Origin of the sequence: Dactylosporangium sp. NPDC049742, from assembly GCF_040674675.1 — a bacterium.
Lineage (GTDB): Bacteria > Actinomycetota > Actinomycetes > Mycobacteriales > Micromonosporaceae > Dactylosporangium > Dactylosporangium maewongense.
The window spans coordinates 40,773-60,024 of sequence record NZ_JBFANF010000023.1 but is presented as its reverse complement, the minus strand read 5'-3'; the positions used below and the strand labels follow the sequence as shown (position 1 = coordinate 60,024).

The following is a 19,252-nucleotide window of genomic DNA, read 5'->3' as shown; positions in this document are numbered from 1 at the left end:
ATGAATCTCGACGACCTCATCGCCGGCCGCTCGCACGACCCGCACGGCGTCCTCGGCGCCCACCCCGTCGGTGGCGCTGGTGCCGTCTCCGGGGCCGAGACGACCGTCGTCCGGGCCATGCGCCGCGGCGCCGGCACCGTGTCGGTCGTCGTCGACGACGAGCGCCACCCGATGCGGCAGGTGCACGACGAGGGCGTCTTCGAGATCGAGCTGCCCGGCGTCGTCACCGACTACCGCATCGACGCCGACGGGGTGCTGACCGACGACCCGTACCGGCACCTGCCGACCGTCGGCGAGCTCGACCTGCACCTCATCCAGGAGGGCCGGCACGAGCGGCTGTGGACGGTCCTCGGCGCGCAGACCCGCCCCGGCGGCGTCGCGTTCGCGGTGTGGGCGCCCAACGCCCGCGGCGTCCGGGTCGTCGGCGACTTCACCGGCTGGGGCCCGCACGACGGCTGGCCGATGCGGTCGCTGGGCGGCAGCGGCGTCTGGGAGCTGTTCGTGCCGGGCGCGCAGGCCGGCAACCGGTACAAGTTCCGGCTGCTGACCCCCTACGAGGGCTGGGTCGAGAAGTCCGACCCGCTCGCGCAGCACACCGAGGTGCCGCCGGCGACCGCGTCCGTGGTCTACCGCTCGACGTACGACTGGAAGGACGCCGACTGGCTCGCCCAGCGCGCCGACCGCCGCAACCACGAGGCGCCCATCAGCGTCTACGAGGTGCACCTCGGCTCGTGGCGCCCCGGCCTGTCCTACACGGAGCTCGCCGACCAGCTCACCGAGTACGTCACCGACCTCGGCTTCACCCACGTCGAGTTCCTGCCGGTGATGGAGCACCCGTTCGGCGGGTCGTGGGGCTACCAGGTCACCGGCTACTACGCGCCGACCGCCCGCTTCGGCCACCCCGACGAGTTCCGCCACCTCGTGGACCGCCTGCACCAGGCCAACATCGGCGTCATCCTCGACTGGGTGCCGGCGCACTTCCCGAAGGACGCCTGGGCCCTCGCCCGCTTCGACGGCACGCCGCTGTATGAGCACGGCGACTGGCGGCGCGGCGAACACCCCGACTGGGGCACGCTCATCTTCGACTTCGGCCGCGCCGAGGTCCGCAACTTCCTCGTCGCCAACGCCCTCTACTGGTGCGAGGAGTTCCACGCCGACGCGCTGCGCGTGGACGCCGTCGCCTCCATGCTCTACCTCGACTACTCCCGCGAGCACGGCCAGTGGGCGCCGAACCAGTACGGCGGCCGGGAGAACCTCGACGCGATCTCCTTCCTGCAGGAGGCGAACGCGACCGTCTACAAGCACCACCCCGGCATCATGATGATCGCCGAGGAGTCCACGGCGTGGCTCGGCGTCACCCGCCCCACCGACTCCGGCGGCCTCGGCTTCGGCTTCAAGTGGAACATGGGCTGGATGCACGACACCCTGACCTACGTCGCCAAGGACCCGGTCTACCGGCAGTACCACCACAACCAGATGACGTTCGCCACGGTGTACGCGTGGAGCGAGAACTACATGCTGCCGATCAGCCACGACGAGGTCGTGCACGGCAAGGGCTCCCTCATCGGCAAGATGCCCGGCGACCTGTGGAAGAAGCTCGCCAACGCCCGGGCGCTGCTCGCCTACATGTGGTCCTTCCCCGGCAAGCAGCTGCTCTTCATGGGCTGCGAGCTCGGCGACGAGCAGGAGTGGAGCGAGGAGCGCGGCCTGGACTGGGGCCTGCTGCAGGACCCGCAGCGCGCCGGCCTGCAGCGCCTCGTCCGCGACCTCAACGCCGTCTACCAGCGCACCCCGGCCCTGTGGAGCCAGGACGTCACGCCCGACGGCTTCCGCTGGATCAACAACGAGGACTCCGGCGGCAACGTCTTCTCCTACCTGCGCTGGGCCGCCGACGGCTCGGCGGTCGCCGTCGTCGTCAACTTCGCCGCCCACCCGCACGAGGGGTACCGCGTCGGCCTGCCCTTCGCCGGCCGCTGGGCCGAGATCCTCAACACCGACGCCGACATCTACGGCGGCTCGGGCGTCGGCAACCTCGGCGCCGTCGAGGCCACCGCCAAGCCGTGGAACGGCCTGCCCGCCTCCGCCGAGCTCCGCATCCCGCCCCTCGGCGCTCTGTGGCTCAAGCTCGGCTGACCCGCACTCAGCCCGTGAGGCCCGCCGCGGGCCTCCGGGCGAGATGACGGCGCGGAGCGCAGCGATCGCCGTGGTGGCGGCGGTCAGTGTGCTGCTCGCCGGTTGTGCGGGGCCGGACTTCCGGCGGGGCGGCCCACCGCCGTTCGTCGTCCGCACGGACGGTCCCGACCGGTCCGCGCTCGCCCGCTGGTCGGACTTCCCGGCCGGGCGGCGTCCGCGGCCGGTCGTGCTGCTCGGCGACCCTGCGTCGGCCGGTGCGGGGTTCACCGACGGCGCCGCCAAGCAGGCCTTCGCGGCGAAGCGGTTCAGTGTGACCGCCGCGCTGCCCGCCGGGCCGGCGACCGCGACCGTCGCGCTGCCGGACGGGTCGGCCGAGCTCGGCGTCATCGGCGCCGCCGCGGCCGTCGCGGCGCTGGCCCGCCCCCTCGCCGGCTCGGCCGAACCCGTGCTCGTGCTGGACCAGGTCCGGTACGCGCCGGCGACGTTCCCCACCGACCGGGGGCCGCTGGCCCTGCCCGCGTGGCAGTTCTCCGGGCCGGGCGTGGTCGGCGCGATCGCGTGGCCCGCCGTCGACCCGGCGGCGCTGTGGCGGCCCGGCGGGAACCCGGACGCCGGCACGACCGCCGTGATCGCCGGCGACGACCGTACGCTGACCGTCGCGCTGCTCACACCCGCCGCCGGGGGCTGCCCGGGCAGCCCCGCGGTCACCTTCACCGCCGAGGCGGTGGCCTCCCCGGCGGCGGTCGCCGTCGGGCTGCGCGCCGCGGGCACCGGGCCGCCGCGCGACGACTGCGCCTCCGACGACGTGCTCCGCTACACCCGGTACACGCTCGTCCTGGACGCCCCGCTGGGCGGCCGGGTCGTCCTCGGCCCGGACGGTGCGGTCATCGCCGTGCGGAGGGCGTGAATCCGGGCTGGGCGCTGAAGAGGGCGTCGAAGACCGGTAGCGGGTTCATCGCCGTGTACGACCTGGCCCGGTCCCCCGCGATCAGCGCCGAGCAGGTGGGGTCGACGACGACCGCGAGCGGCTGCTGCTCGCGGAACGTGAAGACCAGGCTGATCTGGACCGGCAGGGTGATCGGCAGGCAGGCCTGGTCGGCGGGGACGGCGGGGAGCGCGTTGAGGATCGCGGTGAGGCGGTCGACGCCGGTGGTGAGGACCTTCGGCGGGGTCAGGCCGGTGACCGCGGGGGCCGTGCTGGCCAGCGGCGTCTCGCAGCGGGTCACGGTGGTCGCGCCGAACGGGACGAGCGGGCCGCCGGCGTCGGTCGGCGGGCCGCCGGCGAAGCGGATGCGGACCTCGGCGCAGTTCACGGCGCCCCAGGCGGCACCGGACGCGAACGGCGACGGCGGCGCGGGCGCGGTCACGGCGCCGGCGAACGGCCCTGTCGCCAGCCCGGACGGCGACACCGAACCGCCCAGCGACCCGTCCAGCGGTGACCCGTACACCTGACCCTGCAACGACCCGTCCGGTGGGCCGGTTCCGGGGGCGGATGGTCCTGGCGGCGGTGGGGCCGGCGCGACCTGGGCGGCGAGCGACGGGCCGGCCGGCGCGCCGTGACCCGACCCGGCCAGCATCGCGGCCCCGCTCGCGGCGACGGCGGCGACCACTGCCCCGGCCACCGCCGGGGCGCGTCGGAGGACGGCCATGAACCCCAGGCTAGACGGGCTGTGCGGTCCCGGTGGCGGGTTGCCAGGGCTGCACCCAGGGCGTCGCCGGCCAGCCTTCCGCGGCGGCCATCAGCGGCCAGCAGGTGGCGCCGTCGACGGCCTCGCGGACGATGTCGGCGTGGCCGGCGTGGCGGGCGGTCTCCTCGATGAGGTGCAGCAGCACCCAGCGGACCGACCAGGCGTCCACGTCGTCCGGGAACCACGGCACGCCCTTCGGCACCGGCACCGGCTGCCCCATGTCGGCGATCCCGGCGACCGCCGCGTCCGTCTCCTCGCCGGCCTTCACGTAGTCGGCCAGGACGTCGGCGAGGGTCTCGTCGGCGCGCAGCACGAACCCGTCCTCGTAGTCGACGGCGGCCGAGGGCCGCTGCAGCATCGTCGCGACCCAGCTGCGCTCCATCTGGGCCAGGTGCTTGACGAGCCCGCCGACGCTCAGCGTGCTCGCGACCGGCGCGAGCCGGGCCTGCTCGTCGGTGAGCCCGAAGGCGGCGTTGCGCACACCCTGGCGCTGCTGGGCGAGGAACGCGAGCAGACCTGAACGCTCGTCGGCGACCGGAGGCACGTTACCCGGCATGACTGGACCCCTTATTTCGCTTGTTTCGCTTGTCAGGGTCCATCCTGCCCACCATTGCGGACAGGTTCCGTCCTTTACCTCAAACGGGGGTCGGCGGCAGAGGCAGCGGCAGGCCCGGCAGCCCGTCGAGACTGACCCCCACGTGCTCCTTGCTCTCGAAGTACGCGCCGAGCGAGGCGTCGTCCTCCCGCGCGAAGCGCTTGCCGTGCAGGTCGCGGTCGGCGTCGTACGTCATGAACGGCACCGCGTAGCCGCACGTGTCGCGGATCAGCTCGGCGTGCACGACGATGATCGCGCGCAGGCCGTGCTGGGTCGTGTCGATGCCGGGGAAGTGCGCCACGAGCCCGGGCCAGCGCGGGTCGTCGCGGAACACCGGCTCACCGCGCCCGTGCACGCGCACGATGTTGGGCGGGCCGTCGAAGGCGCACCACATGAGCGTGATCCGCCCGTTCTCCCGCAGGTGGGCGACGGTCTCGGCGTTGCTGCCGGCGAAGTCGAGGTAGGCGACGGTCAGCTCGTCGATGACGGCGAACGACCCGGTGAGCCCCTTCGGGGACAGGTTGACGGTGCCGTCGCCGGCCAGCGGCGCGGTCGCGGTGAAGAAGATGTGCTGCGCCTCGATGAAGGTCCGCAGCCTGCCGTCGATACGTTCGTAGACCTTGCCCATACCCGCCATCGTCCGCCGCCCGCGGCACCCCGTCAGCCCCTTGTCCCGCATACCGAGCGTGACGGTCCTTACAGCGGCACCATCGCCGGCGCCGCCGTGCTCTCCCGGACCACGAGCCGGGTGGCCAGCTCGATCCGGGTCGACTCGAGGCGCTCACCGGCGATGATGCGCAGCAGGGTCCGGGCCGCGGCGACGCCCATCTCGTGCAGCGGCTGACGGACCGTGGTCAGCGGCGGCGCGGTCCACTCGGCGAAGTTGAGGTCGTCGAAGCCGACCACGCTCACGTCGTGCGGCACGCCGAGCCCGGCCTGCCGCAGCGCCTCGTAGACGCCGGTGGCCTGCTGGTCGCTGCCGGCGAACACGGCGGTCGGCGGGTCCGGCAGCGCCAGGAAGCCGGCCATCGCCCGCAGGCCGCCGTCGTGGTGAAAGTTTCCGTACCGCACCAGGTGCCGGTCCGCGGCGATCCCGGCCGACTCGAGCGCGGCACGGTAGCCGGCGATGCGGGCGCGGGTGCACTGCAGCTGCTCCGGCCCGCCGATCGCGGCGATCCGCCGGTGCCCGAGCCCGACGAGGTGCTCGGTCGCGGCGTACCCACCGGCGAAGTTGGTCGCGCCGATCGAGGCCACGTCCGGCGGCGGCTGGCTGACCCCGTCCACGACGACGAACGGCATGCTCCGGCGCGCCAGCTCGGCCCGCTGGTGCTCGCTGAGCTCGGACAGCACGAGGATCGCGCCCTGCGACCCGCGAGCCAGCAGCGACTCCAGCCACCGTCTGGTCAGGCTTTCCCGGTTGTGTACCGCGGAGACCACCAGCCCGAGTCCCGCGGCCTCCACGACCTCCTCGACCCCGGTCAGGATCGACAGCCCCCAGACGCTGTCGAGCTCGTTGATGACCAGGTCGACCAGGTCACTGCGCCGCCCGGGCCGACGCGACGCGTGCGGCCGCTGGTAGCCACGGTCGGCGAGAAGCTGCTCGATGTGCTTGCGGGTCGCGTTCGAGACGTCGGTGTGCCCGTTGAGAACCTTGGACACGGTGGAGATCGCCACGTTCGCCTCCCGCGCGATCTCCGCCATCGTCGGCCGTTTCGTCACCATGCCGCAACCTTTCGAACGGCAACACAGTGATGGGGACCGTACACCCCAGGAAGCAGTACCGAAATACCCCCGAAACTTTCGACACCCGACGAGCCACTTCCACCACCGACGGCGGCTTGACGCACTGACGGCGGGGAGTTACGGTCGGTGCATTACCGACAGGAAATTTTTTCGGTGATGCTAAGGTGTGGTTAGTCCCTATCGCCGGTTGGCGGCCCGTTCCGGGCTGAAAACTGTGTCGGTGTCTTGCGGTGTGTGGGTGGTCGGTGGTGCCGTGGTGGGGTCGCCCGCTGACGCCGTGCCTCCTTGGTTCGTTCCAGGCCGTGGGTTAGTCGGGTGCTGGTGACCACGCTGATGGGCCCTTCACTGTTGCTTCGAGCGCGAGGACTAGATTCGCTGTCCCTCAGTGGCCACCGCGGGCGGCACCTGTTGGCGCTGCGCGGGCTGGGAGGGCCACGTGTTGGAGGAGATGCAGGAGCGTGAGGAGCTCATCGAGCGGGTCGCTGCGTTGGACATCGGTAAGGCCACGCTTGTGTGTTGTGTCAGGTTGCCGGACCCGGCCCGGCCGGGACGGCGGCTGCAGGAGGTCGACAGCTACTCGACCATGACTCGCTCGTTGCTGCGGATGGCGGACCGGTTGCGGGAGCTTGGGGTGACCCGGGTGGTGATGGAGGCGACCAGCGACTACTGGAAGCCGGTGTTTTATCTGCTTGAAGCGGCCGGGTTCGAGACGTGGCTGGTCAACGCCCGGGATGTGAAGCATCTGCCGGGCCGGCCGAAGACGGACCGGTTGGACGCGGTGTGGTTGTGCAAGGTCGCGGAACGGCAGATGCTGCGGCCGAGTTTCGTGCCACCACCCGAAGTTCGGATGCTGCGGGACCTCACCCGGTATCGGGTCGATCTCGTTGCCGCGCAGGGCGCGGAACGCAACCGGGTCGAGAAGCTTCTGGAGGACGCGCAGATCAAGGTGTCGGTGGTGGTGTCGGACATCTTCGGTGTCTCGGGCCGGGCGATGCTGGCCGCGTTGCTCGCCGGGGAACGCGACCCCGCCCGGCTGGCGCAACTGGCCAAGGCGTCGCTCCGCCGCAAGATCGGCGTCCTGGAAGAGGCATTCGTCGGCCGGTTCAGCGAGCATCACGCATTCCTGCTGGCCAAGATGCTGGCCCGGATCGACGCGATCGCCGCGGACATCGCCGACGTCGACGCCGAGATCGAGGTCCGTATCGCCCCTTTCGCCGAAGCGGCGACCCGGCTTGAGCAGATCCCTGGTGTCGGCGCTGTCGCCGCCCGGGCGATCATCGCGGAGATCGGGACCGACATGAGCCGCTTCCCGACCCCGGCACATCTGGCGTCCTGGGCCAAGTTCTCACCCAAGGTGCAGGAGTCCGCCGGCCGGAAGAAGGGCAGCGGCGCCACCGGACACGGCAACCCCTACCTGGCCCGGGCCCTCGGCCAGACCGCGGTCAGCGCCGCCCGGACCCAGACGTTCCTCGGCGAACGCTACCGGCGAATCGCCCGTAGACGCGGAGCGAAACGCGCCGTCGTCGCCGTCGGCCGGTCCACCCTCATCGTCATCTGGCACGTGTTGTCCGGCGCCGAGACCACGTTCCACGATCTCGGCGCCGGCTACCACGACAGCCGGATCAACCCCGAACGACAAGCGCGCAACCACATCCGCCAACTCGAAGCACTCGGCTACACCGTCACCGCCGAACGACCCAGCACCCAAGCCGCCTGAAGACGCCACAGACAGGTCCCGGCTCCGCCGGGAGCTGCCGCACGCCCACTCACCCTCAGTTTTCGGACTAGTCGGCGCACCACCGGAACCGAGCACCAAGTCCGATCTCCCGGGCGATCTGATCTCGCTGCGATCTGATCTCACGAGCGATCTGACGAGATCCGCCATCAGACCACCCACGACATCCGCCATCGGACCGGCGCACCGGCGCACCGGCAGCAGACCAGCATCCGCCATCAGTCCAGGAGTTGCGCATGGTGCTACGCGACCACTGAGCTCGGGCACGTGGGCAGCCCGCCATCCGCCATCAGCCCAGCAGGCCGCCCACGGGATCGGCCATCACGTCCAGCAGGCCGGCGCGCCGGGACCGGTCATCACGTCCGGCACGCCGGCGCGCCGGGACCGGTCATCAAGTCCGGCACGCCGGCACGCCGGCACGCCGGGACCGGCCGTCAGCACAGCTGGCCGGCCACGGGACCGGCCGTCAACACAGCAAGCCCGGCCACGGGATCAGCAGTCCATGAAGTCAGCCATCAGTCCGGCCATGGATCAGCAATCCATGGGATCGGCCATCAGTCCAGCAGGCCGGCACCGGGGATCTTCGGGGCCAGGGGTGGGCAGTGCGTGTGGGTGGCGGCGGCCAGGCCGCCGCACTGCGCCGGCAGACCGGCGAGCAGGTTGTGGTCGTAGATGAGAAGCGCCCATCGGCCGAAGTCGTGCCGCTCGACGGGTACGCCGAACTGCGCGACCGCGGCGTCGACCGTGCCGTACCGGGCGTGCTTCAGGTCGACGACGAGGAAGCGCGCGTCGTGCTTGGTGGCGTCGTACCAGTCGGCGTCGGACTCCCAGCGGTACGAGCGGATGTCGGGGCCGATCACCGGCGCGACCTGCGTCCGGCCGTTGCTGGCGAGGGTGATGACGTTGGAGCCCCAGTAGCTGCCGAGCCCGTACCGGAGGTCGTGCGCGACGAGGTACTCCGCGACCTCGTGCGCCTCCGGCGGCTGCGGCTTCGCGCCGGCTGACTGGGTTGCGAACGCGACGACGAGGATCACGCCGGCGACGGCCCCGATCCGCCGTACGGCGGGGCCGGCGGTGAGGAGCCGCTCGCCCCACACCCTGGCGGAGAGGACCGCGCCGAAGGGCAGCACGGCGACGATCTGCCGGGCGCTGCCGATGTCGCCGGCCTGGGTGGAGGCGATGAACGCGGCCAGGTTGACCAGGATCGCGGCCGTCAGGACCTGCGCGATCCGGTCACCGCCCGCCAGGGAAGCGCCGTCCGAGGAAGTGCCGTCCGCGGAGGTGCCGTCCGGGGAAGTGCGGAAGAACCGGATCACCGTCGCGCCGGACGCGGCCACGGCGAGCAGCAGCAGCGCCAGGTTGACGAGCCCGGCGGCGAGCGCGAGCGGGCCGTCCAGCGTCGGCAGGTACGCGCCGTAGTTGTGTGCGGTCGCGTTCACCGCCGTCACCACGTGGTCGCCCAGCTCAGCGGCGGGGCTGAAGCGTGCCACCGGCGAGTGCACCGAGAAGCCGCCGGCCCACCAGACCAGGGCGAGCAGCGCGTGCGCGAGCACGACCGACCCGGCGGCGGCGGCGAGCAGGTGCGCGTCGGTGCCACGCCAGGTCCGCCCGCGGATCAGCCGTGCCGCGCTCACCAGCGCGAGCGGCACCGCGCCGATGAACATGGCCAGCGGGTCGGCGACCTGCGCGAGCGCGAGCACGACCAGCAGCCCGACGGGCCACCACCGGCGCAGCGGCGTCGCCGACCTGCGGTCCACGAGCAGCCACGCGAGCAGCAGCGGCACGGCCGTGCCGGTGTGGTCGGGCGCGTACAGCACGACCGCCCACCCGCCGTGCGGCTGGGGCACGAGCAGGGTCGCGACGACCACCGCGACCCTCGCCCACGCCGCGCGCCCGGTCGCGTCGCCCTTGGCGGCGAGCGACGCGAACACGATCAGCAGCAGGTAGGTGGTCGCCGACGCCACGTGCACGACGCGCTGGTCGAGACCGAAGAAGAGCTCGATCAGCGCGTACTGCAGCAGCTCCGTGCTGTAGAACGACACGTCACTGAGCGTCCAGCCGCGCAGCAGCACGTCACCGTGCAGCATGTCCCAGGCCTGCAACGCGTTTGCGGCGGCGTCACTGTTGGTGGGGGTGGCCCGCGCCATGCGCAGGTAGCCGAGGAGCAGCACCGCCAGGCCGGCGACGACCGCCCCGACCGTGACGAGCCGGGTCTTCCGGCTTGTCGTCGCCGCCGGTGTACGAACACCGCCGGGCTGGACACGTTGACGCGGGATCGTGGGCAGGGTCGCCCGCCGGGCGGGCCCCGTCACCCCGCCGAGAGTTGGGCTCACACAACCTCCGACGCATTCCCCCCGCCGCGCGGTTGGCGGCACCCAACGAACGTGATCTACCTGTGATCACGCCCGGGCCATTCTCCTGCACCCGCGCCACTGTCCGGCACCTGCTGTCCGGGATGTGTCCGACACCTCTTCCCGGCCATTGACGATCACCTTGGTAACTATCAGCATCCCTGTGTATGTGTGGGGTGATATTCGGGGTGATCCTGCCGGTCGGCGCCGTGTGGTGGATGACGCAGCTGGACTCCACCGCCGGCCGGGTGGCCGTGTTCCTGCTCGGGTTCGTCGGCTACCCGAAGCTCGTCAAGGACTCCTACCGCGGCATGGGCCGCCGGCCGGACGTGACCGTGGACCCGCGCCAGGACGGGCTGGCCGCCGTGGCCTTCTCGCCCGACGGCACGCTGGTCGCCACCGGCGGCGCCGACTGTACGGTGCGGATCGCGGACGCACGGACCGGCGAGGACACCGGCGCCCACCGGCCGGCGCCGGGCGGCTGGGTCATGGCGGTCGCGTTCACCCCCGACGGCCGGAGCCTCGTCACCGCCAGCGCCGACGGCCTCGCCCAGCGCTGGGACGCGGCCACCGGCGAGGAGCTGACCACCATGTCCGGCCACACGGCGCCGCTGAAGTCCGCCGCGGTCTCACCGGACGGCCGGCTCGTCGCCACCGGCAGCATCGACCTGACCGTGCGCCTGTGGGACGCCGCCACCGGCGAACCCCTCGCGGTGCTGACCGGGCACTCGGGCCACGTCGAGAAGGTCCTGTTCTCCCCCGACGGGCGCACCCTCGCCAGCGCCGGCTTCGACGGCTCCGTGCTGCTGTGGGACGTGCCGTCCCGCACCCGCCGCGCCACCCTGCGCGGGCACCGCGCCCAGGTCATGGCGCTCGCCTACTCCCCCGACGGCACCACGCTCGCCGCCGGCGGCCTCGGCGGCGTGGTCCGCCTGTGGGACGTCGCCACCGGCACCCTGACCGGCTCCCGCAACCCGGGCGGCCGCCGCCGGGTCCTGTCCCTCGCCTGGGGCCGCGACGTGCTCGCCATCGGCTGCGCGAGCGGCATCATCAAGCTGCGCCCCGCGCCCGGCGTCCCCGATCCCCGCTTCCTGGACACCGGCACCCGCCTCGTCAACGCCCTCGCCTTCCACCCCGACGGCACCACCCTCGCCGCCGCCGACGGCAACGGCCACCTCCACCTGTGGCACAACATCACCACCACCCCGGCGCCGTGACCCTCGGGCCGTCCCGCCACCACCCCGCCCGCCCGGGGCGGACGAACACCACCACGTCCAGAGAAACGTCCACAGGAGAACACCGCACCCATGCTGCACCGACCGGCCGCACCGCACCCCAGGGCGAGCGCCGCAAACCTCGTCGACGCCGGCACATCCACACACGCCGCGGCCTGGCGCAGGCGGGACGGGGTGTGACGCGTCAGAAGGCCGACGGCCCCGTGCGGCGGGACCGGACAAGGTCGAGGTACTCGTCGCCGGCCACGCCGAAGTTCACCCAGCGGTCGGCGGCGGCGGCCGCGAACCGTCGCGTCAGGTAGCGCACCGCGGCACCCCGTCTCGATGGGGCAGGATCGCGGCATGGTGGACGCTCCCGAACCCGACTGCTGGCTGCACCCCGACATCGAGGTGGGCGTGTCGGGGATCGCCGGCGACGGGCTCTTCGCCCGGGCCGGGATCCCCGCGGGCACCGCGGTGTCGCGGCTCGGCGGGCGACTGGTGACCTGGGCCGAGCTCAGCGACCTGCTCGCCGAAGCGGCCCGGCGGCCCGGCAGCCCATACATCGACACGATCACGGTGAGCGCGACCCTGCACCTCGTGGTGCCGCCCGGCAGGCCGAACGGCAAGGGCAACCACAGCTGCGACCCGAACCTGTGGTGGGTCGACGCCTACACGCTCGCCGCCCGGCGCGACATCGACGCCGGCGAGGAGCTCACCAACGACTACGCGACGAGCACCGCCGCCCCCGGCTTCACCATGCCGTGCGGCTGCGGCTCGGCCCTGTGCCGCGGCACGGTGACCGGCGACGACTGGCAGCTGCCCGACCTCCACCACCGTTACGGCGAGCACTGGGTGCCCGCCCTGAGAGACCTGTCCTCGCATGCCCCAGTCCTACCACCGGGGTCTGACAGAATCTGAGGCATGCAAGGGACGGGGAACCGGTTCGGTGAGGTCGCGGCGGTGTACGACGACGCCCGGCCGGGCTACCCGCCGGAGGTCAGCGCGGCGATAGCGTCCTATGTGGAATATGTGGAACGTCCACTGGAGACGGTCGCGGAGATCGGCGCCGGCACCGGGCACGGCACGGCGGTGCTGCTCGGGCTGGGCGCGCCGGTCACGTGCGTCGAGCCGGACGCGAGGATGGCGGCGGTCCTCCAGGCCCGGTATCCCGCGGTGACGGTGGTGGCGCCGTTCGAGCGGTGGGTGCCGCCGCCGGGCGGGGTGTCGCTGCTCGGCTGCGCGATGGCGTGGCACTGGCTCGACCCCGAAACGCGCGCCCGGCGGGCGTTCGACGCGATCACGCCCGGCGGGACCCTTGCCGTGTTCGGGCACCGGTACGCGTACGCCGACCCGGCGCACGAGGCCGCGATCGACGCCGCGTTCCGGTCGGTGCGCGACGACGGCGTACGGCCGCGGCCCGACACCTGGGCGCGGGACGACATCGCGTCGGCGGGCCTGTTCACCGACGTGGAGCTGGTGCGGATGGGCCGCGAGCTGCCGATGACCACGGAGGCGTACCTGCGGCTGGTCCGCACGTTCGGCCCGTTCCGGGCCAGGACGCCGCAGGAGCAGGAGACACTCCTCGCCGCGCTGGCGCGGACGCTGGACGGCCTCGGCGGCGGCACGACCCTCGACCTGCGCACGACCGTGACGCTCGCCCGCCGGGCAGAGACCGCCTGACCCAGAGGAACCCGCCAGGCAAGGGACCGCAGCGCCCGCCGGGCAAAGACCGCCCGACCGGAGGAGAATCGGGATCATGTATGTCATCAAGGAACGGTTCTTCGACATCGGTGACGACTTCGACATCACCGACGACTCGGGCCGCAAGGTCCTGCACGTCGACGGCAAGGTGCTGAGCCTGCGCGACAAGCTGGTCATCGAGGACCTCCACGGTGCCGAGGTCGCGTCGGTCCACCGGCAGCTGATCGCGCTGCGGCCCACGTACCAGATCAGGATCGCCGGCGAGGACGCCGCGGAGGTCCGCAAGAAGCTGTTCACGCCGTTCCGCGAGAAGTTCACCATCGACGTGCCGGGCGACGGCGACCTGACGATGAGCGGTGACCTGTTCGACCACGAGTACACGGTGGAGCGCGACGGCCGCGAGGTCGCCTCGGTGTCGAAGCGCTGGCTGAGCATCCGCGACAGCTACGCGGTGCGCATCGCCGACTCGGAGAACCACGTCCTGATCCTCGCCGCGGTCCTCGCGCTCGAGCTCGCCACGCAGCGCGAGAAGGACGAGAAGCAGAAGAAGAAGGAGCAGCAGGACGACTGACGCGCCGCCGCCACCGGGTGTCCGGTGGCGGCAGCACACATCAAAGTCAGAGGCGCACGGCGACGACAGTCAGAGGCGAACGGCGACGACAGTCAGAGGCGAACGGCGACGACCGTGTACGGGGTGGTCGGCGTCGGCGGCGTGGTGAAGCGGGCGTTCGGCAGGTAGAGCCGGTTGCCGAACCTCGCGACCGTCGTCGGCACGTCGAAGCGGGCGTCGGTCACCGACGCGATGACGGTGCCGGTGCGGCCGTCCTTCGACAGCTTCACCGAGGTGAGCAGGTTGAGGCGGTTCTGCACGACGTACAGGGTACGGCCGATCGTGAGCAGGCCGTCGCCGTTGACGAGGGCCAGGTCGCCGATGCGGGCGGTGACGCCGGACGCCGGGTCGATGCGGAACAGGTAGCCGGTGCTGGACTGCACGGCGATCAGGGCGCGCCCGTCCGGGGTCTGCGTGATGCCGTTGAGGTTGAGCCCGTTGGGGTCGAGGACGAAGTCGCCGGTGAGCGGCAGCGTCTCGAAGGTGGCGGGCAGGGAGCCGTCGCGCCCGAGCGGCAGCCGGTAGACGACGGCCTTGTTGGAGTCGGTGAAGTACGCGGCCCGCGGGGTGAGCACGACGTCGTTGACGAACGTGGGCGCGGTCGCGAACTGGTAGGAGCGCAGGACGGCGCCGGTGCGCAGGTCGATGACGCGGGCGTTGCCGGCGTTGCCGCCGGCGACGAAGAGGCGGCCGCGCTGGTCGGTCTTCATGCCCAGCGACGGGGTGCCGACGGCGGGGCTGACGACGGTGCCCTTGCCGGTGATGAGGTTGGCGCGGTAGATGCGGCCGTCCGCGCGGGAGCCGAGGTACGCGAAGGGCCCGGGACCGGTCGCGATTCCCTCGGGCTGGAACCCTTCGGGGAGATCCAGCACGGCGGGCGAAACGGGTGAGGCCGACGCCGGCGCGGACATCAGTACAGACGCCAACACCACGGACAGGATGGCTGTGACGCGCAGGAATTTCGACATGTCGTGGTGTACCCCGAATTCAGCTGGTCGCGTTCATGTGCCGGCGGATCCGTTCGACGGTGTCCGTGGGCGGGGCGAGGAACTGCAGGCCGAGCTCGGTGTGCGGGCCACTGGCGATGCAGTGCACGACCTGGCAGTGCAGGCGGGTGGGTGTGCCGTCGAGGACGAGCTCGACGTCGAGGGTGCCGCCGCTGCGCAGGTCGATGGTGCCGTCGGCCTGGCAGCGCAGGCCGCCGTGGCTGAGGTCCTGCAGCTGGGCGGGGACGACCTCGCGCCCGCCGGCGAGGCCGAGGCGGACGGGGCCGGTGGCGGCGATGCGTTCGGCGTGGCGGCGTTCCAGCTTCTCCGCGAGCGCCGACATCTGCTCGATGCGCCCCATGGTGCCGTTGACCTGGCGGTCCAGGACCTCGACGACGCTGTGCTGGTCGACGGCGACGTGCCGCAGGACGCCGGTCGCGTCGCCGATGCCGCCGACGCCGGCGACCATCGCGGCGATCGTGTTCGTCATGTCGGCGGCGCTGCGCTCCAGCGTGGTGAGGGTGGCGGCGATCTGTTCGGTGGACTGGGCCGTCGTGCCGGCGAGGTCCTTCACCTCGTTGGCGACGACGGTGAAGCCGCGGCCCGCCTCCCCGGCGCGGGCGGCCTCGATGGTGGCGTTGAGGGCGAGCAGCCGGGTCTGGGCCGCGATGCCGGCGATGAGCTGGGTGGTGCCGTCGACCTGGCGGAGGCTCTCGCCGAGCGCGGCGACGACCTGTTCGGCGCGGCGGGCCCGCTCGACGACGGACGCGGTGGCGTGGTCGGCCTCGGTGACCCGCTCGTCGATGGTGCGGGCGGCGTCGCGGACGGCGTCGACCTGGGCGCGGACGTCGCGCAGCTCGCGGGAGATCTCGCCGACGGATTCGTCGACGACGCCCTGGGCGCGTTCGCGGAGCTGCCGCTGCGCCTCCCGCTGCTGCTCGAACGACGCGTGCAGCTGATCCTCCCGGACCCGCTGGGCCTGGCGCAGCTCCGCGTCCTGCTCGGCGAGGCGGCCGCGGGCCTTGCGCAGGGCCCGGCCGAGGTCGCCGAGCTCGTCGCGCCCGTCGGGCAGCTCCCGCTCGGCGAGGTCGCCGTCGGCGGTGGCGACGACGCCGGCGCAGGCGAGGTTCACGTCGTGGCGGGTGCGCCACCAGACGGCCGCGGCCAGCCACAGCGCGATGACGAGGCCGGCGGTGGTGGCGGTGAGGTTGATCAGCCGGTCCTGGCGCAGGTGGTCGAGCCGGGTGCCGAGCAGCCGGTTCAGGGCGGCGATGGCCGGTTCGACGGCGGCGGCGACGGCCGCGGCGCCGCCGAACGCGGTCGGGCCCGGCTCGGTGAGTGCGGCGGTGAGGGTGGCGCCGAGCGCCTCGACGGCGTCCGCGGCGCCGCCGAGCGTGGTGAGCCGCTGCGCGAGCGACGCGTCGCCGGTGTTGCGGGTCGCGGTCTGGACCGCCTCGCGGATCTCGCCGGCGGTGCCCTTGAGGGTGCCGGCCAGGACGGCCTGGGCCGCGACGCGGTCGTTGCGGGGTGCGGAGGTGTCCTGGGCCGCCGCGCCGGTGGCCGCCCGGATCGCCTCGGGCAGCAGCCCGACCAGGATGCCGGCGACGTAGGACGTGTCGAGGTCCGGGTCGCGGGTGAGGTTGGACGTGTTGCCGGCCTCGGTGATGAGCGCGGCGACGGCCTCGGCCGCCGCCAGCTTCCCCTGTGCGGCGGTGACGGCGTTCATCTCGTCCGACAGGCCCAGGCGCGGGTGGCCGGCGACCTCGGTGCGCAGCCGGCCCAGGTCCGGGGTCCGGCCGGCGGCGAGGTCGGCCATCGCGTCCAGCGCCGGATGGACCACCTCGGTGCCGTCGACCGCGGCGCCGGTGAGGTCGATCTGGTGGTTGATGGATCCGGTGTACGCCCAGGTGGCGCCCAGGCCGGGGATCAGCAGGACCACGCAGAGCACCGCGAGGCGGGTGCTGGTGCGGACCCGGTCCGCGAGCCAGAGTGCCGGCGCGAGCAGGGCCGGCCGTCCAGAAGCGGTCACATCGGGTGCATCGGCGGTGCAGGACGGTTGTTGAGCGTTTCGGGCCTCGCCGGTACATCGGCACCGGCGAGGCCGGAGACGTCAGAGGAAGCGGTACGCGGTGCCGCCCCGCACCGGCGCGACGCGCACCCCGGAGCTGGGGTTGGCGGCCTCGACGACCTTGCCGCCGCCGATGTAGATGGCGACGTGCCCGGAGGTGTGGATGACGTCGCCCGGCATCCACTGCCCGGACGGCACGCGCCGCCCGCGGGCGGCGATCTGCTCGCTCTGGTGCGGCAGCTTGATCCCGACCCGGGCGTAGGCGGCCGACACCAGGCCGCTGCAGTCGTACGTGTTCGGCCCGGAGGTGGCGTACACGTAGCGCTTGCCGACCTGGGCGAGGGCGAAGGACACCACGGTCCCGGCGGCGCCGGACGGCGGCTGCACGGTGGACCCGCCCGATCCTGAGCCGGTCGTCTTCTTCGGTGGCGCCTTCTTCGGCGCCGGCTTGGTGACGATGACCGAGGGCTGCGCCGGGGTTGCGGGGCGGGTGTCGGCGTCGTTGGCGCCGGGAGCGGTGCGGGTCTGCAGCCGCAGCGTCCGGTAGGTCTTGTCGGCCCGCTCGTAGGCGGCCAACGCGAGCTCCTGGTCGGCGAGGGTGCCGGCCGAGTCGACGCTCAGTTCGTTCGGTGGTGCCGGTTGGGCCGCGGCGGCCGAGGGGCCGAGCCAGACGGCGGTGAGGGCGAGGGCAGCGGTGCCGGCTGCGATGCGGTGCAGGGGCTGGCGTGCGTTCAGGATGACTCCACGGTCGGCCCGGTGCTCTCGTGCGTGTCTCGGGGATGCCTGCCGCTGCAGAAGCCGGACGGACCCCGAAGTACCGGGCGAAACGGACGAAGTGGTTACCGGCCGTCATGAGGGCCGTCGGCGACGCTAACCGCCGCATCCGCCCGACGTTGGCGGGCGTGAAATCATTCACAGCCGCGATTGCCCGCCTGCACCCTGGAATGGCCGCATTTGTCCGTACCGAACGGCCGACCACTTCGGAACCGACCGGCCGACCCCGTACGGCGACCGCACCCACCTGACCGAATCAACCGCATATGCTGCATTCATGGGGATTTTTCGGACGCTGCGGAGGGGTGTCGCGACGGCGGTCGTGCTCGCGGCGGCCGCCTGCGGCGGTGGCGGCGCCGACGGACCGGCCACCTCCGCCAGCTGCGCGCCCTACGCGGACTACCAGGGCCACCACGGCACCACCGTCAGCGTCTCCTCGTCGATCCGGGACGTGGAGGCCGACAAGCTCGCCAAGGCCTGGGAGGCGTTCCAGGCGTGCACCGGCATCTCCATCAACTACTCGGGCTCCGCGGACTTCGAGACCGCGCTGCCCACCCGGGTCAAGGCCGGCGACGCGCCCGACCTGGCCCTCTTCCCGCAGCCGGGCCTGCTGACGAGCATGGTCCGTGCCGGCGCCCTCAAGCCCGCCGGCGCCGAGGTCGTCGCCAACGTCGACCGGTGGTTCTCCGCGGACTGGAAGCGCTACGGCAGCGTCGACGGCGTCCTGTACGGCGCCCCCGTCGACGCCAACGTGAAGTCCTTCGTCTGGTACTCGCCGAAGTACTTCGCCGCGAAGGGCTACACGGTGCCGAAGACGTGGGCCGAGATGCTCGCGCTCAGCGACCGCATCGCCGCCGACGGCGTGAAGCCGTGGTGCGCAGGCATCGAGTCCGGCGCCGCGACCGGCTGGCCGGTCACCGACTGGCTCGAGGACACGCTGCTGCGCACCGCCGGACCCGACGTCTACGACCGGTGGGTCGAGCACCGGATCCCGTTCGACGACCCCGTCGTCGTCGCCGCGCTCGACCGCGTCGGCGGGATCCTGCGCAACCCCGCCTACGTCAACGGCGGCTACGGCGGCGTCGACAGCGTCGCCACCACCGCGTTCCAGGAGGGCGGCCTGCCGATCCTGCAGCAGAAATGCGCCATGCACCGGCAGGCGTCGTTCTACAGCACCTGGTGGCCCTCGACCGCGAAGATCACCGAGGACGGCGACATCTTCGCGTTCTACCTGCCGCCGGTCGACCCCGCGGCGGGATCGGGCGCCGGCCGCCCCGTCCTCGGCGCCGGGGTGTTCGCCGGCGCGTTCACCGACCGCCCGGAGGTCCAGGCGCTCGCCGCCTACCTGGCGACCCCCGAGTTCGCCGGCCGCCGGGCCGTCAGCGGCGACATCGTCAGCGCCAACAAGGGCCTCGACCGGTCGCTGCTCACCTCGCCGGTGGCGAAGCTGTCCGCGGACCTGCTCGCCGACCCCGCCGTCACGTTCCGCTTCGACGGCTCCGACCTGATGCCGGCGACCGTCGGCGCCGGCTCGTTCTGGACCGAGATGACCGCGTGGGTGAAGGGCACCCCCACGGCAACCGCGTTGCACCGGGTCGACGCCACCTGGCCCGCTTAGCTTCCGCCACTCCGCGCCGATGTCAGCGGCGTG

At 72.7% G+C, this 19,252-nt stretch carries 17 protein-coding genes; 8 read left to right on the top strand and 9 right to left on the bottom strand.

Translation table 11 applies throughout. The features are described from left to right. Together glgB and AB0J72_RS26685 are read left to right on the top strand one after the other, a co-directional pair. Positions 1-2,133, top strand: a complete 2,133-nt coding sequence (gene glgB / locus AB0J72_RS26690) for a 1,4-alpha-glucan branching protein GlgB (RefSeq protein WP_363403322.1) — start codon at positions 1-3, stop codon at positions 2,131-2,133. A gap of 73 nt (positions 2,134-2,206) precedes the next feature. Further along, positions 2,207-3,040 (top strand): hypothetical protein, encoded by an 834-nt coding sequence (locus AB0J72_RS26685; RefSeq protein WP_363403148.1) that lies wholly within the window; start codon positions 2,207-2,209, stop codon positions 3,038-3,040. Here AB0J72_RS26685 and AB0J72_RS26680 read toward each other — a convergent pair. The 4 genes from AB0J72_RS26680 to AB0J72_RS26665 all read right to left on the bottom strand — a co-directional run bounded on the left by AB0J72_RS26680 (position 3,018) and on the right by AB0J72_RS26665 (position 6,138). Next, the gene (locus AB0J72_RS26680; protein ID WP_363403146.1) at positions 3,018-3,782 is read right to left on the bottom strand and encodes a hypothetical protein; all 765 of its coding nucleotides are present in this window, start codon (positions 3,780-3,782) and stop codon (positions 3,018-3,020) included. The two genes, AB0J72_RS26685 and AB0J72_RS26680, sit on opposite strands and share 23 nt — an antisense overlap. Positions 3,783-3,792: 10 nt before the next feature. Beyond that, positions 3,793-4,377: a DinB family protein gene (locus AB0J72_RS26675; protein WP_363403144.1), complete on the bottom strand. Its 585-nt coding sequence runs from the start codon at positions 4,375-4,377 to the stop codon at positions 3,793-3,795. A 79-nt stretch (positions 4,378-4,456) separates the two neighbouring features. After that, positions 4,457-5,044, bottom strand: a complete 588-nt coding sequence (locus AB0J72_RS26670) for a pyridoxamine 5'-phosphate oxidase family protein (protein ID WP_363403143.1) — start codon at positions 5,042-5,044, stop codon at positions 4,457-4,459. A gap of 68 nt (positions 5,045-5,112) precedes the next feature. Next, the gene (locus tag AB0J72_RS26665) at positions 5,113-6,138 is read right to left on the bottom strand and encodes a LacI family DNA-binding transcriptional regulator (RefSeq protein WP_360570454.1); all 1,026 of its coding nucleotides are present in this window, start codon (positions 6,136-6,138) and stop codon (positions 5,113-5,115) included. Positions 6,139-6,595: 457 nt separating this feature from the next. On the opposite strand from AB0J72_RS26665, the gene AB0J72_RS26660 reads away from it, so the two are divergent. Continuing rightward, complete coding sequence (locus AB0J72_RS26660) at positions 6,596-7,876, top strand: IS110 family transposase (protein ID WP_363403140.1); 1,281 nt, start codon at positions 6,596-6,598, stop codon at positions 7,874-7,876. A 572-nt stretch (positions 7,877-8,448) separates the two neighbouring features. On the opposite strand, the gene AB0J72_RS26655 is transcribed toward AB0J72_RS26660, so the two are convergent. Beyond that, complete coding sequence (locus AB0J72_RS26655; RefSeq protein WP_363403139.1) at positions 8,449-10,227, bottom strand: hypothetical protein; 1,779 nt, start codon at positions 10,225-10,227, stop codon at positions 8,449-8,451. Between the two features lie 185 nt (positions 10,228-10,412). Here AB0J72_RS26655 and AB0J72_RS26650 point away from each other — a divergent pair, with 185 nt between their 5' ends. Beyond that, on the top strand, positions 10,413-11,462 hold the full coding sequence (locus AB0J72_RS26650; protein WP_363403137.1) for a WD40 repeat domain-containing protein: 1,050 nt from the start codon (positions 10,413-10,415) through the stop codon (positions 11,460-11,462). A 202-nt stretch (positions 11,463-11,664) separates the two neighbouring features. Here AB0J72_RS26650 and AB0J72_RS26645 read toward each other — a convergent pair whose 3' ends face one another. Beyond that, positions 11,665-11,787, bottom strand: a complete 123-nt coding sequence (locus AB0J72_RS26645; protein ID WP_363403135.1) for a hypothetical protein — start codon at positions 11,785-11,787, stop codon at positions 11,665-11,667. Between the two features lie 35 nt (positions 11,788-11,822). On the opposite strand from AB0J72_RS26645, the gene AB0J72_RS26640 reads away from it, so the two are divergent. From AB0J72_RS26640 to AB0J72_RS26630, 3 genes are all read left to right on the top strand, one after another. Next, positions 11,823-12,380 (top strand): SET domain-containing protein-lysine N-methyltransferase, encoded by a 558-nt coding sequence (locus AB0J72_RS26640; protein ID WP_363403133.1) that lies wholly within the window; start codon positions 11,823-11,825, stop codon positions 12,378-12,380. A 3-nt stretch (positions 12,381-12,383) separates the two neighbouring features. Then, entirely contained in the window at positions 12,384-13,142 is a 759-nt protein-coding gene (locus AB0J72_RS26635) for a methyltransferase domain-containing protein (protein WP_363403131.1), read from the top strand. Between the two features lie 76 nt (positions 13,143-13,218). After that, positions 13,219-13,734, top strand: coding sequence for an LURP-one-related family protein (locus AB0J72_RS26630; protein ID WP_363403129.1), 516 nt, complete (start codon positions 13,219-13,221; stop codon positions 13,732-13,734). 92 nt (positions 13,735-13,826) lie between these two features. Here the strand turns inward: AB0J72_RS26630 and AB0J72_RS26625 are convergent, their stop codons facing one another. The 3 genes from AB0J72_RS26625 to AB0J72_RS26615 all read right to left on the bottom strand — a co-directional run bounded on the left by AB0J72_RS26625 (position 13,827) and on the right by AB0J72_RS26615 (position 17,403). Then, complete coding sequence (locus tag AB0J72_RS26625; RefSeq protein ID WP_363403127.1) at positions 13,827-14,702, bottom strand: superoxide dismutase; 876 nt, start codon at positions 14,700-14,702, stop codon at positions 13,827-13,829. A gap of 58 nt (positions 14,703-14,760) precedes the next feature. Beyond that, entirely contained in the window at positions 14,761-16,788 is a 2,028-nt protein-coding gene (locus AB0J72_RS26620) for a methyl-accepting chemotaxis protein (protein WP_363403125.1), read from the bottom strand. Between the two features lie 81 nt (positions 16,789-16,869). Further along, positions 16,870-17,403 (bottom strand): C40 family peptidase, encoded by a 534-nt coding sequence (locus AB0J72_RS26615; RefSeq protein WP_363403123.1) that lies wholly within the window; start codon positions 17,401-17,403, stop codon positions 16,870-16,872. A 475-nt stretch (positions 17,404-17,878) separates the two neighbouring features. On the opposite strand from AB0J72_RS26615, the gene AB0J72_RS26610 reads away from it, so the two are divergent. After that, positions 17,879-19,219: an extracellular solute-binding protein gene (locus AB0J72_RS26610; RefSeq protein ID WP_363403121.1), complete on the top strand. Its 1,341-nt coding sequence runs from the start codon at positions 17,879-17,881 to the stop codon at positions 19,217-19,219. Positions 19,220-19,252 lie beyond the last annotated feature (33 nt).